The sequence below is a fragment of the Dokdonia sp. 4H-3-7-5 genome (assembly GCF_000212355.1).
Lineage (GTDB): Bacteria > Bacteroidota > Bacteroidia > Flavobacteriales > Flavobacteriaceae > Dokdonia.
Map to the genome: position 1 here is coordinate 2,546,817 of NC_015496.1, position 16,518 is coordinate 2,563,334.

General features: G+C 37.9%; 15 protein-coding genes and 1 tRNA gene. 3 read left to right on the plus strand and 13 right to left on the minus strand.

Translation table 11 applies throughout. The features are described 5' to 3' along the window. Window positions 1–423 precede the first annotated feature (423 nt). On the plus strand, window positions 424–1,692 hold the full coding sequence (ltrA, locus tag KRODI_RS11350; protein WP_013751742.1) for a group II intron reverse transcriptase/maturase: 1,269 nt from the start codon (window positions 424–426) through the stop codon (window positions 1,690–1,692). A 100-nt stretch (window positions 1,693–1,792) separates the two neighbouring features. Here ltrA and KRODI_RS11355 read toward each other — a convergent pair whose 3' ends face one another. From KRODI_RS11355 to KRODI_RS11365, 3 genes are all read right to left on the minus strand, one after another. Next, on the minus strand, window positions 1,793–2,419 hold the full coding sequence (locus KRODI_RS11355; protein ID WP_013751743.1) for a hypothetical protein: 627 nt from the start codon (window positions 2,417–2,419) through the stop codon (window positions 1,793–1,795). Window positions 2,420–2,594: 175 nt separating this feature from the next. Next, entirely contained in the window at window positions 2,595–3,173 is a 579-nt protein-coding gene (locus KRODI_RS15740) for a hypothetical protein (protein WP_013751744.1), read from the minus strand. A 657-nt stretch (window positions 3,174–3,830) separates the two neighbouring features. Further along, on the minus strand, window positions 3,831–4,376 hold the full coding sequence (locus tag KRODI_RS11365) for an HNH endonuclease (protein WP_013751745.1): 546 nt from the start codon (window positions 4,374–4,376) through the stop codon (window positions 3,831–3,833). A gap of 142 nt (window positions 4,377–4,518) precedes the next feature. Here KRODI_RS11365 and KRODI_RS11370 point away from each other — a divergent pair, with 142 nt between their 5' ends. Next, window positions 4,519–5,343 (plus strand): tyrosine-type recombinase/integrase, encoded by an 825-nt coding sequence (locus tag KRODI_RS11370; RefSeq protein WP_013751746.1) that lies wholly within the window; start codon window positions 4,519–4,521, stop codon window positions 5,341–5,343. Window positions 5,344–5,431: 88 nt separating this feature from the next. Here the strand turns inward: KRODI_RS11370 and KRODI_RS11375 are convergent. From KRODI_RS11375 to KRODI_RS11405, 7 genes are all read right to left on the minus strand, one after another. Beyond that, a tRNA-Thr gene (locus tag KRODI_RS11375) sits at window positions 5,432–5,505 on the minus strand. 57 nt (window positions 5,506–5,562) lie between these two features. Continuing rightward, window positions 5,563–5,829: a hypothetical protein gene (locus KRODI_RS11380; protein WP_013751747.1), complete on the minus strand. Its 267-nt coding sequence runs from the start codon at window positions 5,827–5,829 to the stop codon at window positions 5,563–5,565. Between the two features lie 105 nt (window positions 5,830–5,934). Beyond that, a complete protein-coding gene (locus KRODI_RS11385; protein ID WP_013751748.1) occupies window positions 5,935–6,633 on the minus strand; it encodes a DUF4369 domain-containing protein in 699 nt (232 codons plus the stop codon). A gap of 50 nt (window positions 6,634–6,683) precedes the next feature. Then, window positions 6,684–7,934, minus strand: a complete 1,251-nt coding sequence (locus KRODI_RS11390) for a DUF819 domain-containing protein (protein ID WP_013751749.1) — start codon at window positions 7,932–7,934, stop codon at window positions 6,684–6,686. 109 nt (window positions 7,935–8,043) lie between these two features. Then, on the minus strand, window positions 8,044–10,236 hold the full coding sequence (locus KRODI_RS11395) for a DUF5916 domain-containing protein (protein WP_013751750.1): 2,193 nt from the start codon (window positions 10,234–10,236) through the stop codon (window positions 8,044–8,046). A gap of 56 nt (window positions 10,237–10,292) precedes the next feature. Continuing rightward, a complete protein-coding gene (locus KRODI_RS11400; RefSeq protein WP_041295905.1) occupies window positions 10,293–12,197 on the minus strand; it encodes a hypothetical protein in 1,905 nt (634 codons plus the stop codon). A gap of 77 nt (window positions 12,198–12,274) precedes the next feature. Next, window positions 12,275–13,234, minus strand: coding sequence for an alpha/beta hydrolase (locus KRODI_RS11405; RefSeq protein WP_013751752.1), 960 nt, complete (start codon window positions 13,232–13,234; stop codon window positions 12,275–12,277). 152 nt (window positions 13,235–13,386) lie between these two features. Here KRODI_RS11405 and KRODI_RS11410 point away from each other — a divergent pair, with 152 nt between their 5' ends. Then, complete coding sequence (locus tag KRODI_RS11410) at window positions 13,387–14,160, plus strand: S1/P1 nuclease (protein WP_013751753.1); 774 nt, start codon at window positions 13,387–13,389, stop codon at window positions 14,158–14,160. On the opposite strand, the gene KRODI_RS11415 is transcribed toward KRODI_RS11410, so the two are convergent. From KRODI_RS11415 to KRODI_RS11425, 3 genes are all read right to left on the minus strand, one after another. Beyond that, window positions 14,149–15,036: a helix-turn-helix domain-containing protein gene (locus KRODI_RS11415; protein WP_013751754.1), complete on the minus strand. Its 888-nt coding sequence runs from the start codon at window positions 15,034–15,036 to the stop codon at window positions 14,149–14,151. The genes KRODI_RS11410 and KRODI_RS11415 overlap by 12 nt on opposite strands. Before the next feature lie 519 nt (window positions 15,037–15,555). After that, window positions 15,556–16,155: an alpha-ketoglutarate-dependent dioxygenase AlkB family protein gene (locus KRODI_RS11420; protein ID WP_013751755.1), complete on the minus strand. Its 600-nt coding sequence runs from the start codon at window positions 16,153–16,155 to the stop codon at window positions 15,556–15,558. Continuing rightward, window positions 16,156–16,482: a hypothetical protein gene (locus KRODI_RS11425; protein WP_144785201.1), complete on the minus strand. Its 327-nt coding sequence runs from the start codon at window positions 16,480–16,482 to the stop codon at window positions 16,156–16,158. It abuts the gene before it with no gap. Between the last annotated feature and the right edge of the window lie 36 nt (window positions 16,483–16,518).

The window sequence follows — 16,518 nt, forward strand, 5'->3', positions numbered from 1 at the left end:
TTATGGGTAGGGGTAACGCCTTGAACCATTAGTAAGCTGCAAGGTTGCTAGTTGTGAAGTTAGGACTGAAGAAAGCAGGACTACAAATCTCGGTACTGACGAACAGGAACCGTATATGAGGCATAATTATTTGGGTAAGCAAGCACATCATTGTTACGCTCTAAATAGTATCAAAAGGGTAATTATGTAGATACGGCAGGGATTGAGAGAAAGAAGATGTTCTTACCTGGGGAGGTCTCTATAACCAGGAGTTGGTCTATTAGAGAAGTCAGCAGAAGTCATAGTAGCTAAAGCCTGATATTTTAGTGAAGGACAGAACAATAATTGTCTTTAATGACCAAAGGAGTTGTTTTATGTTACGGATAGTTTTCTAGTAAAATAATAGCCTTTGATTAAGCGAGACAGCAATTCAAATTATGAGTATTGATTAAACAAGTAACAAGTAAAAAGAATCTAAACGAAGCCTACGCGCGAGTGTACCGTAATAAGGGATCTGCTGGAGTGGATAAGGTTCACATTAAAGAACTAAAATCTATACTACAGATTCATGGAAAACAATACATTTCGCACATAGAAAGAAAGCGCTATCAGGTGTCTCCTATATTAGGTGTTGAAATCCCTAAAAGCAATGGCAAGAAACGATTACTCGGTATTCCTACAGTTGTTGATAGAGTATTTCAGCAGGCATTACATCAAGTATTGCAACCTTTATTTGAGCCAGACTTTCAAAAGCATAGTTACGGGTTCAGACCACAACGTAATGCCCACCAAGCCACGGCACAAAGCCTTTTAAATATCAATGCTGGTTTTCTACATATAGTAGATATAGATTTAAAGAGTTTCTTTGATGAAGTATCACACTGTATACTACTAGAGTTGATTTACAAAAAGGTACAGTGCAAAGCCACAATGCGGTTATTACGTTCATTTCTTAGAGCGCCTATACTGATTAACGGTCGATTACAAAAACGCAGAAAGGGCGTGCCTCAAGGTTCGCCATTAAGTCCATTGCTTTCTAATATTCTGCTCAATGAGCTTGATAAAGAATTAGAGCAACGAGGACATCGTTATGTAAGATATGCCGATGATTTTAGTATTTACGTTAAAAGTAAAGAGGCTGCAAAGCGTGTAGGTAACAGTATCTATAAGTATTTGCGAGACCACCTCCAACTTCCCATAAATAGGGTAAAGAGCGGTGTGCGGAGACCTTTAGATTTCCAAGTATTAGGCTTTGGATTTGTGCCAACGTATAAGAAAGGGGAAAAAGGGAAGTATCAGCTCGTGGTAACTAGGTCTAAATGGCAAGATTTTAAGTCAAAACTTAAATACCTGACCAAAAAGACGATACCTGCAAGTTTTGATGAGCGTATCAAACGTATCAACCTATTAATACGTGGTTGGATAAATTACTTTAAACCTGCCTCCATTCAGTCGAAGCTTAAGAAGCTAGAAGAATGGCTAAGGAACCGATTGAGGTACTGCATATGGCATCACTGGAAGAAACCAGAACGGAAGCGTAAAAACCTAATCCGTTTAGGAGTAAACTTAGACCACGCCTATGCTTGGAGTCGCACAAGAATGGGAGGATGGGCAGTCGCTCAAAGCCCTATACTAGGCACTACAATTACTATTAAACGGTTAAAAATGAGAGGTTATGTTAGTCTAATCGAGTACTATAATCGAGCTGTATAATTATTGAACCGCCGTATACGAGACCCGTATGTACGGTGGTGTGAGAGGCGCACTCTGCTAGTTGCTAGCAGAGCCGTCTACTCGATTGGCAAATCGTTTTTTATTTAAAATACTTTTTCGATTTCTCCCAAATTTCATATTTACTATGTTCTCCTAAATAATAATAGAATTTTCCATCAGGTTTAATGAGAATATAATTTCCATATCTTACATCGTAAGGGAAAAACAAATTTTTGAATAAATTTTCTTTATCTGCTATCCAATTTATTTTTTTAGAATGATTGTATTCGAGATTATCGCATTCAGGTGAGTTTATCCAAAATTGATTAATGTTTGCGATTTTATGCAGTTTTTTTAGATAATCTCTGTGTAAAACATTCCATCCTGATTTTGAGGTAGTATTTTTATCCCTTTTCGGAAATGGTGTTAAGTAATTAATTACAATATTTTGAGTCGAGTCAATTTGCTTTTCAGTCAATTCTGTTAAGTATAATTTCAGATTCTCAAAAGTAGTTTTATCAAGCTGTCCGAATTTTTGTCGAGTTACTAACAAGGCTATTTGTGTTGAATCGTTCTCAAAATATAAATCCAAATTTTTACTGTAGTCTTTGGTTTTAATAAATTCTCGTTTATTTATTTTTTCTCCAGTTTCATTGTAGAAAACTATTGGTTTTTCTTGTCCAAAAGTCAAACAGGTAAATAGGATAAATACAAATGTTAATTTCATAGTCTATTTTTCAGCTTAAATGTTTGCCAACGTTGTTGTGTATGGTTAGTTGCGTGTTCCAGCAACTAATTTAGCAAACAAAAACGAACGCGAGAAAATTCCGAAGGAATTTTCCAAATAAGCACTTGCCAAAGCAATTAATTATACACGTTGTTAGCAACTGGCTTTATTCTTTTTATTCGTTCAGCTTTTTCAATGTTCCGTCATCATTGATAAATTCAAATTGATGATTTTGGTCAATTATTAGTCCGCCTTGATTTATAAATGTTCCGAACATTCCTCTCCAATCTTCATTGTCAGATTCTTTATTAGAATCCCAGCGAATAATTCCGCAAAAATTTGGTTCGTCCAGTTCAGATTTGATTACTACTCCGAATTCTCCATCAAGAGATACTTTTGTTCCGTGAACAAAATCGTGATTCTTTTTCCAATTATTAACTCTTTCAAAAATTCTATTGCCTAATTTTTCTCCTTGTTTTCCAGTAAAATCATCCCATTCACAAGTTGGTGCAAACCAATACCAGATTTGCGTAAAATCAGCAACATTATCTTTTTCAATTTCGTAAAGGTGTTCAACAAAAGCATTATAAAATTCTTCTGCTGAAGAGAACTTTCCAGAATAACCACCTTTAAATTCAGACAGCATTTTTTCGGCTAAATGTAAATCCGAAAACAATTCAAAAAGTTTCCACTTTTTCCAATACTCAATTTTGGAAAGTCCTTTAGATTTTTTCTTAAATATTCGGTTAAACATTGTCCTTTTTTCAGCTTGTTGCTAACAGGCCACTGCATAAAGCGAGTGCGGCATTTTGCTGATTTGCTTTAATTTATGGTCTTGTTTGTTTGATCTAAATATACAATGAATTTTGGAGTTGTGCGCCGCGCATAGAGCTTTCAAAAATGTCTCATTCGCTTTATGCTGTAGTTGTGGCTGGTTGCAACAACGTTTGAGCTTTCTATAATTATGATGTGTACTTTAGACATTTTTGAGCAGTGGCCTGTGGACGGCTGATTGGTAGGGTGGGAGCTTTAAAATCCTTCCAGATTTGCTCTATCTCGATCTATACTCAACCCTTCGATATTTCAACGACTTTTGAGGTGTTCTGATTTTGAAGTGGAGCCATACGACGGCGGGAATTTGCAAGTATGCAACTGACTTGGATGTGGCTTGTCTTGAGATGAAAAACATGTCCTTTGGCAATCAGCCGTCCACGGTCTTGTATATGGCTCGTAGCGTGCAAAATAGCGATAACTATTCGGATTGAGCACAAGCCAGATTTTTAAATTTTACTATTTATCTTTTTTATTGGAAATCGTCAAATTTAAAAATTTGGCGACTTTCCAAATAAGCCTTAACTTCGTTTAAGCAACTTATTAGCTATGAGCTATATACGTTGTTACCCAACGTTTTTTATTCAGTTACAGAACTCCAATTTTCGCCTGTTTTTATTCTGTGTATTTGCATATCAGAAACTCCAAAGCGTTTAGCAATCATTTTCAGCCTGTTATTTTTGTTTTTTAATTGGCGTTTGATAATTTTTACTTTTCCTGCGTTCAGTTTGCCAATATTTTTGCTCCTTTTCTTAACAATTTCGTTCCAATCTGGATGGCTGAATTGATGTAATTCCTTTTCTCTTTTCGTAGCCCATTTTAGATTTTCTATTCGATTGTCGGTTTTGTCATAGTTCAGATGAATAACACAGATTCCGTCATTTTTTTCCAGAAAATGTTCCGCAACAAGTTTGTGTACGTATCTGCTGGTTTGTTTTCCGTTCCTTTTTTGTTTTACTGGTAAGTTCTGATATCCGTTTATAAAGTATTTTTTAACCAAAAATTCCTCGTCAGTTTTACAATTTATAATTCTGCCGTAATTTGATATTTTAAATTTTTCATTTTCAGAAATCTTGTCATCAAATACAATCTCTTTCCATTCTTCATTCCAATAATTTCGTATCATTCTCGATGTTTGTCTTAAATGTTGGGTAACGTATATATAAACGCAAGTTACTAAAAACATATAAGTTATCATACCTGAAGTGGGTGTATAAACGAATGTTTTTGCTTATATTGAGCAATCTCGATTTTCAACGTATAAACGAATGTTTGATAGCTTTAACACAATATTAACAGCAAAGCGATATAGTGACAGCACTGTAACCACTTATATAGGTCTGTTAGTAAGCTATCAAAATTATTTAGGAGACAGCCGTCCTCTAGAGAGGCTAGATCTCTCATATCTTATCACGACACTTAGAGATTTTATATTAAAAAAAGAATATACCTTCAACACTCAGAAGCAGCTCATAAGTGCCGTGAGCCTTTATTATAAAGAAGCGCTCAGGCAGGAGATAGATTTAAGCAGCTTGCGACCGCGCTCGCCACAGCGTGTACTGCCAGACATACTATCTACCTATGAGGTGAAAAGCATATTACACCATACCACAAACCTCAAGCACAAAGCGGCTCTCACTACTATATATGCACTGGGTTTACGTGTAGGTGAACTAGTAGATTTAAGGCTTGCCGCTATGGATAAAAAGCGTAACACTATTACTATAAAAGCAGCCAAAGGTAAAAAGGACCGCCAGCTGCCTTTTCCAGAAAGTTTAAAACCTTTACTTCGTCAGTATTATAAAGAATATAAACCCACAGATTATCTCTTTGAGGGGCAGTCTAAGCCGCAATACACTGCTGCAAGCTTACGTTCGGTTTTTAGAGCTAGTTGTAAGAAAGCACGTATCAAGAAGAAAGTAACGCTGCATAGTCTGCGTCATGCCTATGCTACCCATCTTATGGATAGTGGTACAGACCTCCGTATGATACAAGAGCTCTTAGGGCACAGTGATATTAAAACGACTATGATTTACACACATGTGACAACTAGATCTATACAACAAGTTAAAAGTCCGCTAGACTTTTTATAACAACATCACATTTTCGCGAAAGCGTACCACATACCATCAAGAACTTATATAAAACAAAAAAGGCCTTCTATAAAAGAAGACCTTTTTGAGCCGATGGAGGGACTCGAACCCACGACCTGCTGATTACAAATCAGCTGCTCTAGCCAGCTGAGCTACATCGGCATTGCGGGTGCAAATATAATAGCATTTATTATATATGCAACCCTTTTTTTAAAAAAATTATAGCTTATTAATACGGTCTATAAGTGCCTGCCCTTCCTTCTCAAGATCTACACGTACTGCCACTAGATTTTTACCTCTATTCTCTACTTTACGGTCGTTTACTTTTGTAATTAAAGTGTCAAAAGTTGCGATAGCATCATCTATAATCGCTTCACTTTCCTTTCTGTCTGCCTTAGGATTAAGTGCTTCCCAAACATATACTGCGTCAATGATGTCACCTAGTACAAAATTGATATCCTTTTTTAAATCTCTAATATTTGCCATTGTTCTAATTTTGACTGCAAAAGTAGTTTAATTTATAATCATGAACCTTACATTTTTATGTAAAATCACGTCACACTTATAATAGTAAGTACAATCTTAGGGTGCTTACTGTTTCTTGCGCTCCTCTATAAGCTTCTTGAGCTGCTTCCCGTATTTAGAATTTCTAGTTTTTCTAGGGAAAGTTTTATATAAAGTGTCTAGGTAAGGAGTGGTAGCATCTGGTATCTGGGTCATTACAAGGTAAGGAGCAATCTCAAGTTCCTTGTTTGTTGTTGCAAAGTTACCCGTGTATAGATACTTTCTTTTAAGTAGTTGCTGTAAAGAATCATCATAAGCAAGAATCTCTTCTTGATCATCTCGCTGTCTAGCGTTAAAAGAACCTTTTATAAGATCTAGATTCTTATCATTAAACTGCTTGTTCATATTTTTAAACTGCGTCCAGTGCATCTGGTTTTCAGACCCTGTTACAGCAGCAAATCCTTCAAAGTTTTTAAGAGAAGTAGTGATATTAATAGTACCAGCCTCTGCAAAGAAAGGAATACGGTCATCATAACCAGACTCATCTGCCTTATCAAGGTGTAAGTAATACACCTCTGGTTCTTTTACGTCAAGTATAAACTCAAATTCTGGCTCACCATCTATTACTAGCGAGTCTAGATTTACAAGCATGGTGTCTTGTATATACTGTACATATAAAGTTCCTTTTTTAAGACCTTTTACCGTTCCAGTGACTGTAAGATTTCCTGTTTTTGAACATGAAACCATCAAGATGCTTAATAAGAGAATGTATGCTATTTTATTCATAATTGGTTTTAATTATAGACGGCAAATATGCTACTATTTTACATATAATACTAGCCCGCAGCTGCCATTTCCATTAAAATTGTACAGAGTATCGCACCATAAGTTCCCACCACATAGCCAAAAACTGCTAGCAACACACCCACACTAGCTAGCGATGGGTGAAACTCTGCCGCGACAATAGGAGCAGAGGCTGCGCCACCCACGTTTGCCTGGCTTCCCACAGCAAGAAAGAAAAAGGGTGCTCTTATAAGTTTTGCCACCAGTATGAGGAGTCCCGCATGTATACCCATCCACACAAAACCTATGGCAATAAGCCCTGGGTTTTCAAAAATAGTGGTGAGATCCATTTTCATCCCTATACTCGCAACAAGTATGTAAATAAACACACTGCCTATTTTACTTGCACCGGCACCTTCATAATTTTTGGCTTTTGTAAAAGAGAGTAAAATCCCTATCGCAGTTGCAATCGTGACCATCCAGAAAAAAGTAGAGCCAAAGGATGCAAGCGCAGAGTCCTTTGGGATATCAGAAAATAAAGCGCTCATACCACCGGCTCCCCAGTGTGCAATACCCACTGCGCCAAAGGCAAGACCTAGCATAACCATAAGGTCAGAAAGCGTCGGGTTTCTCTTCACCCCTTCGGCAAAGGTGGAGACGCGTTCCTTGAGCACTTCTATCGCACTATTATCTGCATTAAGCCATTTATCTATGCGGTTGCTTTTACCTATACCTAGTAAAATTATGGCCATCCACACATTTGCCACCACAATATCTACCAGTACCATACCACCGTATTTTTCTGGATTGTATTTATAAATCTCAAGCATCGCGGCTTGATTTGCACCACCGCCTATCCAGCTTCCCGCCAGAGTAGAGAGGCCACGCCATATTGCATCTGGTCCAGCACCACCCACCGTTTCTGGTGATACGGAAGAGATGAGAAGTATCGCTAGCGGGCCACCTATCACAATCCCTATCGTTCCTGTAAAAAACATGATAAGCGCCTTAGGGCCTAGGTTTACAATTGCCTTAAGGTCTATACTAAGCGTCATAAGCACCAGCGATGCGGGTAGCAAGTAACGACTCGCCACATAATACAGTTGGCTACTCTCTGCATCTATCAGCCCGAGACTATTAAAAATCGCAGGGATGAGATAGCATAGCAGTAGGGCAGGTACAATGCCATAAAATTTCCCCCAGAAGCCTGTCTTCTTACTCGAGGTATAAAATATAAATGCAAGTGCAAGCGCAATGAGGCCAAAAACGATGGCGTCATTTGTAAAATAAGGTGTGTTTTCCATAATAATGTGGGTAATTACGCTTTCGCGAAAATGGGATCACTTTCACTGCAAGAAGCATAAAAAATAAACTAAGGCTTACCGCCAAAGGAATCCGAAAATACCAAAATCCCTATAAATATAACCAGTAAGTAAGTTTTAAATTAATACTCCGGAACCGAGGAGCAAAGGTGGTATCTGTAAAATAGTTGTCATTATACACCAAAAATAAGTCAGAAAGTGGGGCAAATCGCCATTGCAAGCGTGAGTTAATCCCAAAGTTATCTTGCAAGGTGCTGTACTGCACAAGCGTATTCCAGAACAGGTTTTTACTAAAGGTAACATCTACCCGCGGGCTTACAAGCCAGATGCGATTATCTGCATAAGAAGCAGGCAGGTCTATGTTGTCATAGCGGGCGTTTATCCCTAGCACGAGTTTAGGTTGCAGGCGCAAGGTAGCTTCTGCTCGCAAGGTGAGTATCTCACCGTTAAAAAACTCACCATAGGTAGTATTTGCCGTGTAGTAAAACTTCTTGCGCTGGTCAGATTTGTACTCGACTTCTAGATTGGTATAGCGGTACTCGCTTCCTTCTGGTAATTCTAGTCCGTCAGATCGCGATGGGTCAAAGCTGTCAAAGAGTTTTGTGTAGCGCGTTCTAGGTTTTGCACTCAGGCTGCTCGTATTTTTAAACTGGGCTTCCCACTGTGGCGAGAGTGTGCGGTCGCCAAGGGTAAAAGCGACTTCTGGCCGCCATACAAAGAAGGAGTTTAAAGAAAATATGTGTCTATTAATTGTTCCCCCTTTCGGGAAAAAGAGCCTTTCTACCTTACTGAAGTTCCTAAAGATATCCTTACGAGGTATAAAACCAAGCTCAGAGTTGAAGTCTTCATTTATAAATAGCGTAGCGCTTGTCGCCCGCCAGTTATTTTTATTGTACTCCATGCGCGCGCCGCCAGAGTAGTCCTTACTATCAATCCCAGGAGTAAAGGATTTGTGGAGGTAAAATTTACCATTCCAGCTATTGTCTTTATTGGCTAGGTTATAATCAAGGCCTATGAGTCTGTTATATTCTTCTTCGGGTTGTACAAAGCCAGCATCACTGGTGTTCTGCTTGTTTACAAAAATCGCACTTATGTTTGATCTGCTAAAAACGCTGTGCTGTAAGGCAACCACTGTGTTGTTTGTTGACGCAATCTCAATGGGTTCATCATTTTCTGTTTGCATGTTGAGTATACCCACGCGTAGCTTGTTTGTGAGTTTACCGCTCAAGCGTGCACCTGCTACAATGTTGTTCTGTACCGTGTTCCCATCAAGATCTTCGGCGATGCCTATACGCCTCGAGAAAAAAGGATTTGCCGCCCCAGGATCACCAAAATCTGCAAAGAGGTCACTGTTTTCTATAAAAAACTGCCTGCGCTCTGGTAGTCCAACTTCAAAGCGTGAGAGGTTTGTAATAGCATTATCTACCTCTACTTGGGAGAAGTCTGGATTGATAGTGACATCAAGATTAAGGCTGTTGCCTATCGTAAAACGAGCATCACCGCCCACTTTAATCTCGGTAAAGTTATCGTCTAGTTCTCTGTCTTGTCCAGCAATGGCATTTACATAAGGAATTATAGAGATTGGACTTTTTGAGCTACCTAGCGGTTTCTCAAAAACCATATCGCCCATGTAAGCGAGATTAAAAATATTCTGATTCTGAGGAATTTGTATCCACGTGTTTCGCGAGTTATCTTGGGTGTCAAATTGGTAGCTATTGAAACGCCATCGGGTTTCGCCTTCTCTATATTTAAAGGCGCTCATGGGGATTGCCCACTCACATACGTAATAGCCGTCATGTACCGTGGTTTCTCCCACCCACTTGGTATCCCAGCTAGTGGTAAAACCTCTCAAATCTTTTCCGCCGCCAGAAACTAGTGCTTCCCTCCGCACGCCAGCAGGGTTGGAGCCAAAAAGAAATGCATTATTACCATCATTAAAAGTATCAAACATTAAGGTGATATTATCACTTCCGCCTGCTCTAAAGTCACGGCGCAACGATGGGACTATATAATCGTCGCCCTGCGCAGAGACTTTGATGCCTACATACAAGGTTTTGTCATTATATAAAAAACGTATCTCAGACTGGTAAGGTGCCTGTATGGTATCTGTAGGAAAATATTGCCAGAAGTTTGTTGCTGGGACTGCTTTGTCCCAAGCGGCTTCATCAAGTACACCATCTATCCTAATAGGTGTTTCTATAAAGGATACACCTACTTCTTTGGTTTGAGCGTAGTGCGCTGTACTTACTCCCGCAAGGAGTACACAGAGTAGCAATTTATACATCAGGAATGGTTAGTTCACCCGAATGTATCAAAAAAATGTCTTGTAAGCGATAAAACTTAAGAACCTTTTAGCCACTTTTCACGTAGAACTTGCTCTAAGCCATCGTCGTACGTCTCTAATTCTACCAGTGTTGCCTGCAGAGTTTGTGGCGTAATAATCGTTCCAGTAAGTGTAATTTCTTCTCCATTTCTTTGTACCGTCATAGTAATGGCGTCGCCTACTTTCCAGCTATTTGAGATTGTTATTAAATCGTATACTTTAGAAAGATCATAAGCAGTTCCATTTACTGAGGTAATCACATCATTGCCTTGTACGCCCAGCGCAGTGAGAAATGTATTGAGATTTCCTGGAAGTATATAAATGGTATTGTCTTCTTTGTTTCCATTAATATAAGGACGTTGCTTTCCTAACAAGAAGCCCGTGTCTACTAGTGTAGTGCTATAATCAAGTCCTACTAGGTCAAAAAAGTCTTTGTACTGTATTGGTTGGGTACCTATCACGTGGTTTGTAAAGAATTCGCCCACTTCAGGGTAGGTGAGTTGGGTGATTTGCGGGATCAGGTTACTGTCTTCAAAAGGTCTGTGAGGTCCATACTGATACGTAAGCTCCTTCATAAGGTCGAGAACACCACGCTCGCCATCACTGTTTTTACGCATAAGAATATCAAGACACATCCCGATAAGGGCTCCTTTTTCATATACATTCCCATAATTTGATGCATATGGCTCTTCAAGTATGTTTGTGCTCATTTTAGTAAATGACATGGCATCATCATATCCTTTTGCGTTGCTTATTTTTTGAACGAGTGTGTTGTAAAAATCTTCTGGAGTAACGAGTCCTTGCTGCACTTGGAAGTGCTGAGCAAAGTACTCCGTAATCCCTTCATACATCCATAAGTGCATGCTCATCTCAGGATCATTATACTTAAATTTATGAATCTGCGTAGCATGTAAATTAAGCGGAGTCACAATATGAAAAAACTCATGTGATACCACATCTACCATAGCTGCATCGAGATTTTCTTGTGGCATAGCTTCAGGAAGTACCACCACCGTAGAGGTGTGATGTTCTAGCGCTCCTAGATCTTGTGCGTCATCTGCTTCGCCTGTGGTAAAGTATAGTAAGATTGTATAATGATCTGTGGCATTAAAATCACCTAAATAGTTTTTTTGCGCTTTCATCATACGCTCTATGTTGGGTCTAAGGCTTGACGCTTTTACCGTTCCAGTAGGACTGTATACACTAAGCTCAATCGTAATATCATCTATAGTAAAAACCTCTTTGTTAGGGACATTATACATGATAGGATTATCTACAATATCAAAATAGCGATTGCCTTTATAAGTATCTGTAATTCCTGTATTCCCAAAATCCTGCGCTACATACAGTGAGTCTGCAAAGCGTGGAAGGCTAGTAGTAGCCTCCATAGCTTCTGGTCTATTAATATCTACATAATACGGCATTTCCTCTTGATCTTTAAAATATCCAAGAATTCCATGTAGATTGAGCATAAACTGCTCGTTCTCTTTAAAATTAGTCCCCGCAGGAGAAAAAATAGTGTGTTCTGCCTCTACATCATAAGTGTCATTTACGTAGTAATCAATGTAGTCTAGGTTACTAGCATTTTTTATGTCCCACGTATTATCTGAAGTTTTGGTGACCTTTAGCTTTTTTCCAAAAGTTCCATAGGCAGCCACACTATCTATAAACTTCCCATAATCATCATCAGAGTAAGTGCCAGGCACCGTCTCAGGAATGTAAAAAGTTGCTACTTCTTTATATATAGGTGCAGGTTGTACGCGTACTTTAATACGGTCTTCGCTCAAGCTTACAAGATCTATGGCACTACGGGTGAGTTTATTTTTTGGAGCTATTTGGTGAGAACTAGCAAGGGGTTTATTGAGAATATCACAACTCATCATAAGTAATGAGCAAGCAATAACATAATAAATCTTTTTCATCTTGAAGATTGTAAACATGAGTGACTGTTAGTAGTCAAATGTAGTAATTCTATCTTATCTAGGTGTTTTGTATTGTACTAGTGCGTTGTGATAAACCCAGCAACGGTACTTATTAACTCTTCAGCTAGGGGAAGCTTTGTATTATTATAAGACTTTGTGTTTTCTAGATCATCACCATCTATTATTCTAAGGACGTGATTCATCCCTTCTATGATGGCAAGAGTTGCTTCACTATTACCTTCTTGTAATAAAACGGCTTCCTCTTTAGAAGTCTGTATGTCGTTTGTACCATTAATAATGAGAGTTGGAATAGTAAGATGTCCTATTTCAACTTTTGGATCGTATTGCATCCAGCTCGCCATAAATGGTTGCACAGACGGGCGAAAGATAGAAGTGAGAGCAGGAGAGTAATCTTTTACACGTCCTTCTTTTTTGAGCGTACTAAATGCACTAATAGCTTTATCCTTAAGATCTGGCATTTGTAATCCTATCTGATGGATAATAGATTGATCTATTGATTGCCCAGATCCAGAGAGCGAGATAAAACCTTGTACATCTGCACGCTGGGCTGCTACCATTCCTATAAGCGAACCTTGTTCATGGCCTATTACATATAGCTCTTTAAAACGTCCTTGTTGTTTTACATAATTTATGGCAGCTACCGCATCTTCTATAAACATATTAAAATCTAGACGTTCTTCTTGCAATGCGTTTTTCTTGAGAAGGGTGAGTACGCGCTTGTCATATCGTATGCTTGCTATTCCTTCCTCTGCTAGCGACTCAGCAAGAAGTTTGAGGCTATTGTTACGCATCATTTGCTGGTTGCCATTGCGATCTGTAGGTCCTGATCCAGGAATGATAATCGCAATTTTTGAGGTAGGAACTTCAGGAGTAAGTAAGGTGCCATACACCATGTCACTTATACGCACATCACTGCTGCCGCCATATTCTTGCGCGATAAGCACTTGTTGTAAAAACCCAATGAATAAGAGGGTTAAGAGTAATTTGGTTTTAGTGAAAAAAGTATATGTAATCATAAGGAGGTTTATTATTGCCATGATAAAGATAGTGTAGTTTCACTCTTCCCGAAATGAATGCGGGACGAGTTTCGCGAAAGCGTATCTATTCTTAATAGTTTTATAACACGCAACATAGAAGTTTCATTGTACATTTGGCAAAAAAATATTCAATGCGTATACTTATTTCACTATTATTAGTTTTTGTATTTACATCAAACGTCGCTGCTTACGACTGGGGAAAGACAGGCCACAGAACAACAGGAGCCATTGCCGAAAAGTACCTATCTAAAAAAGCAAGAAAAGCCATCGCCGAAATACTTGATGGCGAGTCTCTAGCACTAGTATCTACCTATGCAGATGAGATTAAAAGTGATTCTCAATATAGAAAATACGGTACACAACATTATGTAAATGTACCTTTTGATAGTACCTATGATGTACACCCTAAAAATGAGAGAGGTGATATTATTACAGGAATAGAATCATGTATAAATGTTATAAAATCTGAAACTTCAACTAAGGAGGAGAAGGCTTTTAACTTACGCATGCTAGTACATTTTATAGGAGATTTACATCAGCCACTTCATACCGGTATAGGAGAAGATAAAGGTGGAAATGATTTTCAAGTACAATGGTATAATGATGGGACAAACTTACACCGTGTGTGGGATACACAAATGATAGAAAGCTACGGTATGAGTTATACCGAGCTAGCGGATAACATGCCTAAGATTACAAAAAGGCAACGCGAGGCAATGGCAGCGGGCACCTACAAAGAGTGGATGGAAGATAGTAGAAATCTTGTAAAAGATATTTACTCAAAAACTAAAAAAGGAGATAAACTAGGCTACCGTTATATGTATGACTACTTTGATACTCTTAAAGGTCAGCTACAAAAAGGAGGTGTGCGCCTAGCTCAACTTCTTAATGAGTTACTTGGATAAAGTAAGATTATTTTCTAGTTCTTCATCTTCCTTAGATTTAAACTGTTTTGGAGTCATCTCATTGTATTTTTTAAAAATTCTAGTGAGGTGACTTTCATCTGTAAAACCTAATTGATAGGCGATCTCAGACACTGTGAAGTCAGTGTTTTTCAACCTGTACTTTACAAGGTGTAGTTTATACATAATAATATAATGATGTAGAGAGTCTCCTGTCTTCTTCTTGAAGTATGCACTTAACCCACTACTTGTCATAGATAATTTTTCTGCAATAGCTGCTACTTTCATTTTATCTCTATCATATACATGTTGTCTTATGTAGTTTAAGATATCGTCTATGGTAGTATGTTGATCTCTCTTAGACTTCAATGCTTTTGGCTTTAAGTCACGGGTAATATTTCGAGCAATAATACTTAAGGTAGTACTGACCATATTAGAGATGTTGTGCTTGTAAAACTCCTTGGCCATTTCATACTCTAGAACAATGGCATTGTGTATTTGCCAAATAAGCTCCTTATCCGATTCTGCAGTGACTACATCACCAGGCATAAGATTAGGATGTTGTATAATACGCTCTATACGGTGTAACCAGTAAGACCTATCTGGCAGATTCATCTTACTTGAAAATAATGATTCTGTAAATTGAAAGTAACAGAATGTTGTAACTTCATTTATTTCAAACCAGTGAGTATCGTCTGGGGCTATTAGAAAAATATCACCTGCGTTGTAAGAGATGATAAACTCATTGATAAAATGCTTTCCTTTTCCTTCTTCTATAAAAATAATTTCAAAATAAGTGCGTTTATCTTCGTCTTGATGTCTGTCTAATTTCTTGAATTTCTTTATTAGAAAAGTATCTTGTAAACTGAATCTTTGCATGTGGTTGGGGATTAAAGATTTGATACTCTATAAGATACAAACTTATTTTAAATAAACATTTAGCTAAACATTAAAGTTTTTTAAATATTGTACAATTAAAAATCAATTTTATACAAGTTAAAATATACTATGCACGCATAGCTTTGCACCAGAATTAAAGAAAGAAACTACAGAGGTGCTGTGAAGTTTTGTTTTTAAGGTTAGTTTGTTGGTTTTTTTTTAGACATGTGTTAGAGTGAAGCATGATGTCTTGAAGTTTCATATACAGCACCTCTTTCTTTCTGATTTTAAAAGACTTTATACAATTTTAAACAGTAGCGTTTTGAATGTTTATTGTACAAATTTTGGCCTTAGGAGACTTTTTACATTGATGTCGAGTAACCCCTAGATTACTAACAGCGAAGTATCTTCTAAGGCTTTTTAAAAAACATACGGCTTTCACCCCTAAGTGAACAATGTTCCTTCATGTAATTAGAAGCTTTTTCAAAAGCAAGCGTTTCCCCTAAACGTTTGCTTTTTTTATGCGATAATTCTAAAGGTAAGATTGATGCGAGGAGCTACTTTTCTTGCTGTTTTAGGTATTTGGTGATGCCAGTTATGCTGGGTGCTTCCTCCCATAAGTAGTAAGCTTCCAGGCTCGAGAATTATTTTAGCTTGCTGAGTTTTATCAATCTTGTTTCTAAATTTAAATAGGCGAGGAGCCCCGAGACTTACAGAAGCAATTATAGGATTCTTACCTAATTCTTTTTCATCGTCTGCATGCCACCCATTACTGTCATTTCCATCACGATACAAGTTAAGTAAACAAGTAGTAAAAGTAACACCTGCAATAGCCTCTACCTGTTTTTTAATAGCTTGTAATGCAGGAGTAAATGGTTCAGGTACCATCGTAATATTAGAATAAGAGTAGGGTTTTGCATTTGAACTATAAAGAGCTGTGAGTCTTGGTTGCGGGTATATTTTACCAAAAACCTTAATGTCATCATGACGCCACGAGATTTCTTCTAGAAGTGTTTTATAACAAGATGCTGCCTCTTCGTCTGTAAGCATGTTTTTATAATAGGTAACATCGGCATCCGGGAGATCAAGTGAATATGGCTCTTGTGGAAATAATGACATCTATAAATATTGATAAGCCCAATAAATTAATCCTAATTGTAATGGTAAACGCATCCATAATGCCCAAACGGGAAATTTACCCTTGAGTTTCTCATTACTTAGCATATCGATATGTACTGTAAAAAACACAATGAGCATGGCAATAATTCCCCATGTCGCTATAACTCTGGTCTCTTCAAAGAGTAATCCTACGCCTCCAGCAACTTCTGCCACGCCACTCCAAAAAACCATTGCTTTCTTTTTAGGAATATATGCAGGCATAATAGCTCCATATACTCGAGGTTTTATAAAATGCATGACACCCGCAAGGGTATACATAATAGACATAACGTAAAAATGCCAAGGCATAAGCTGTAAATTAGG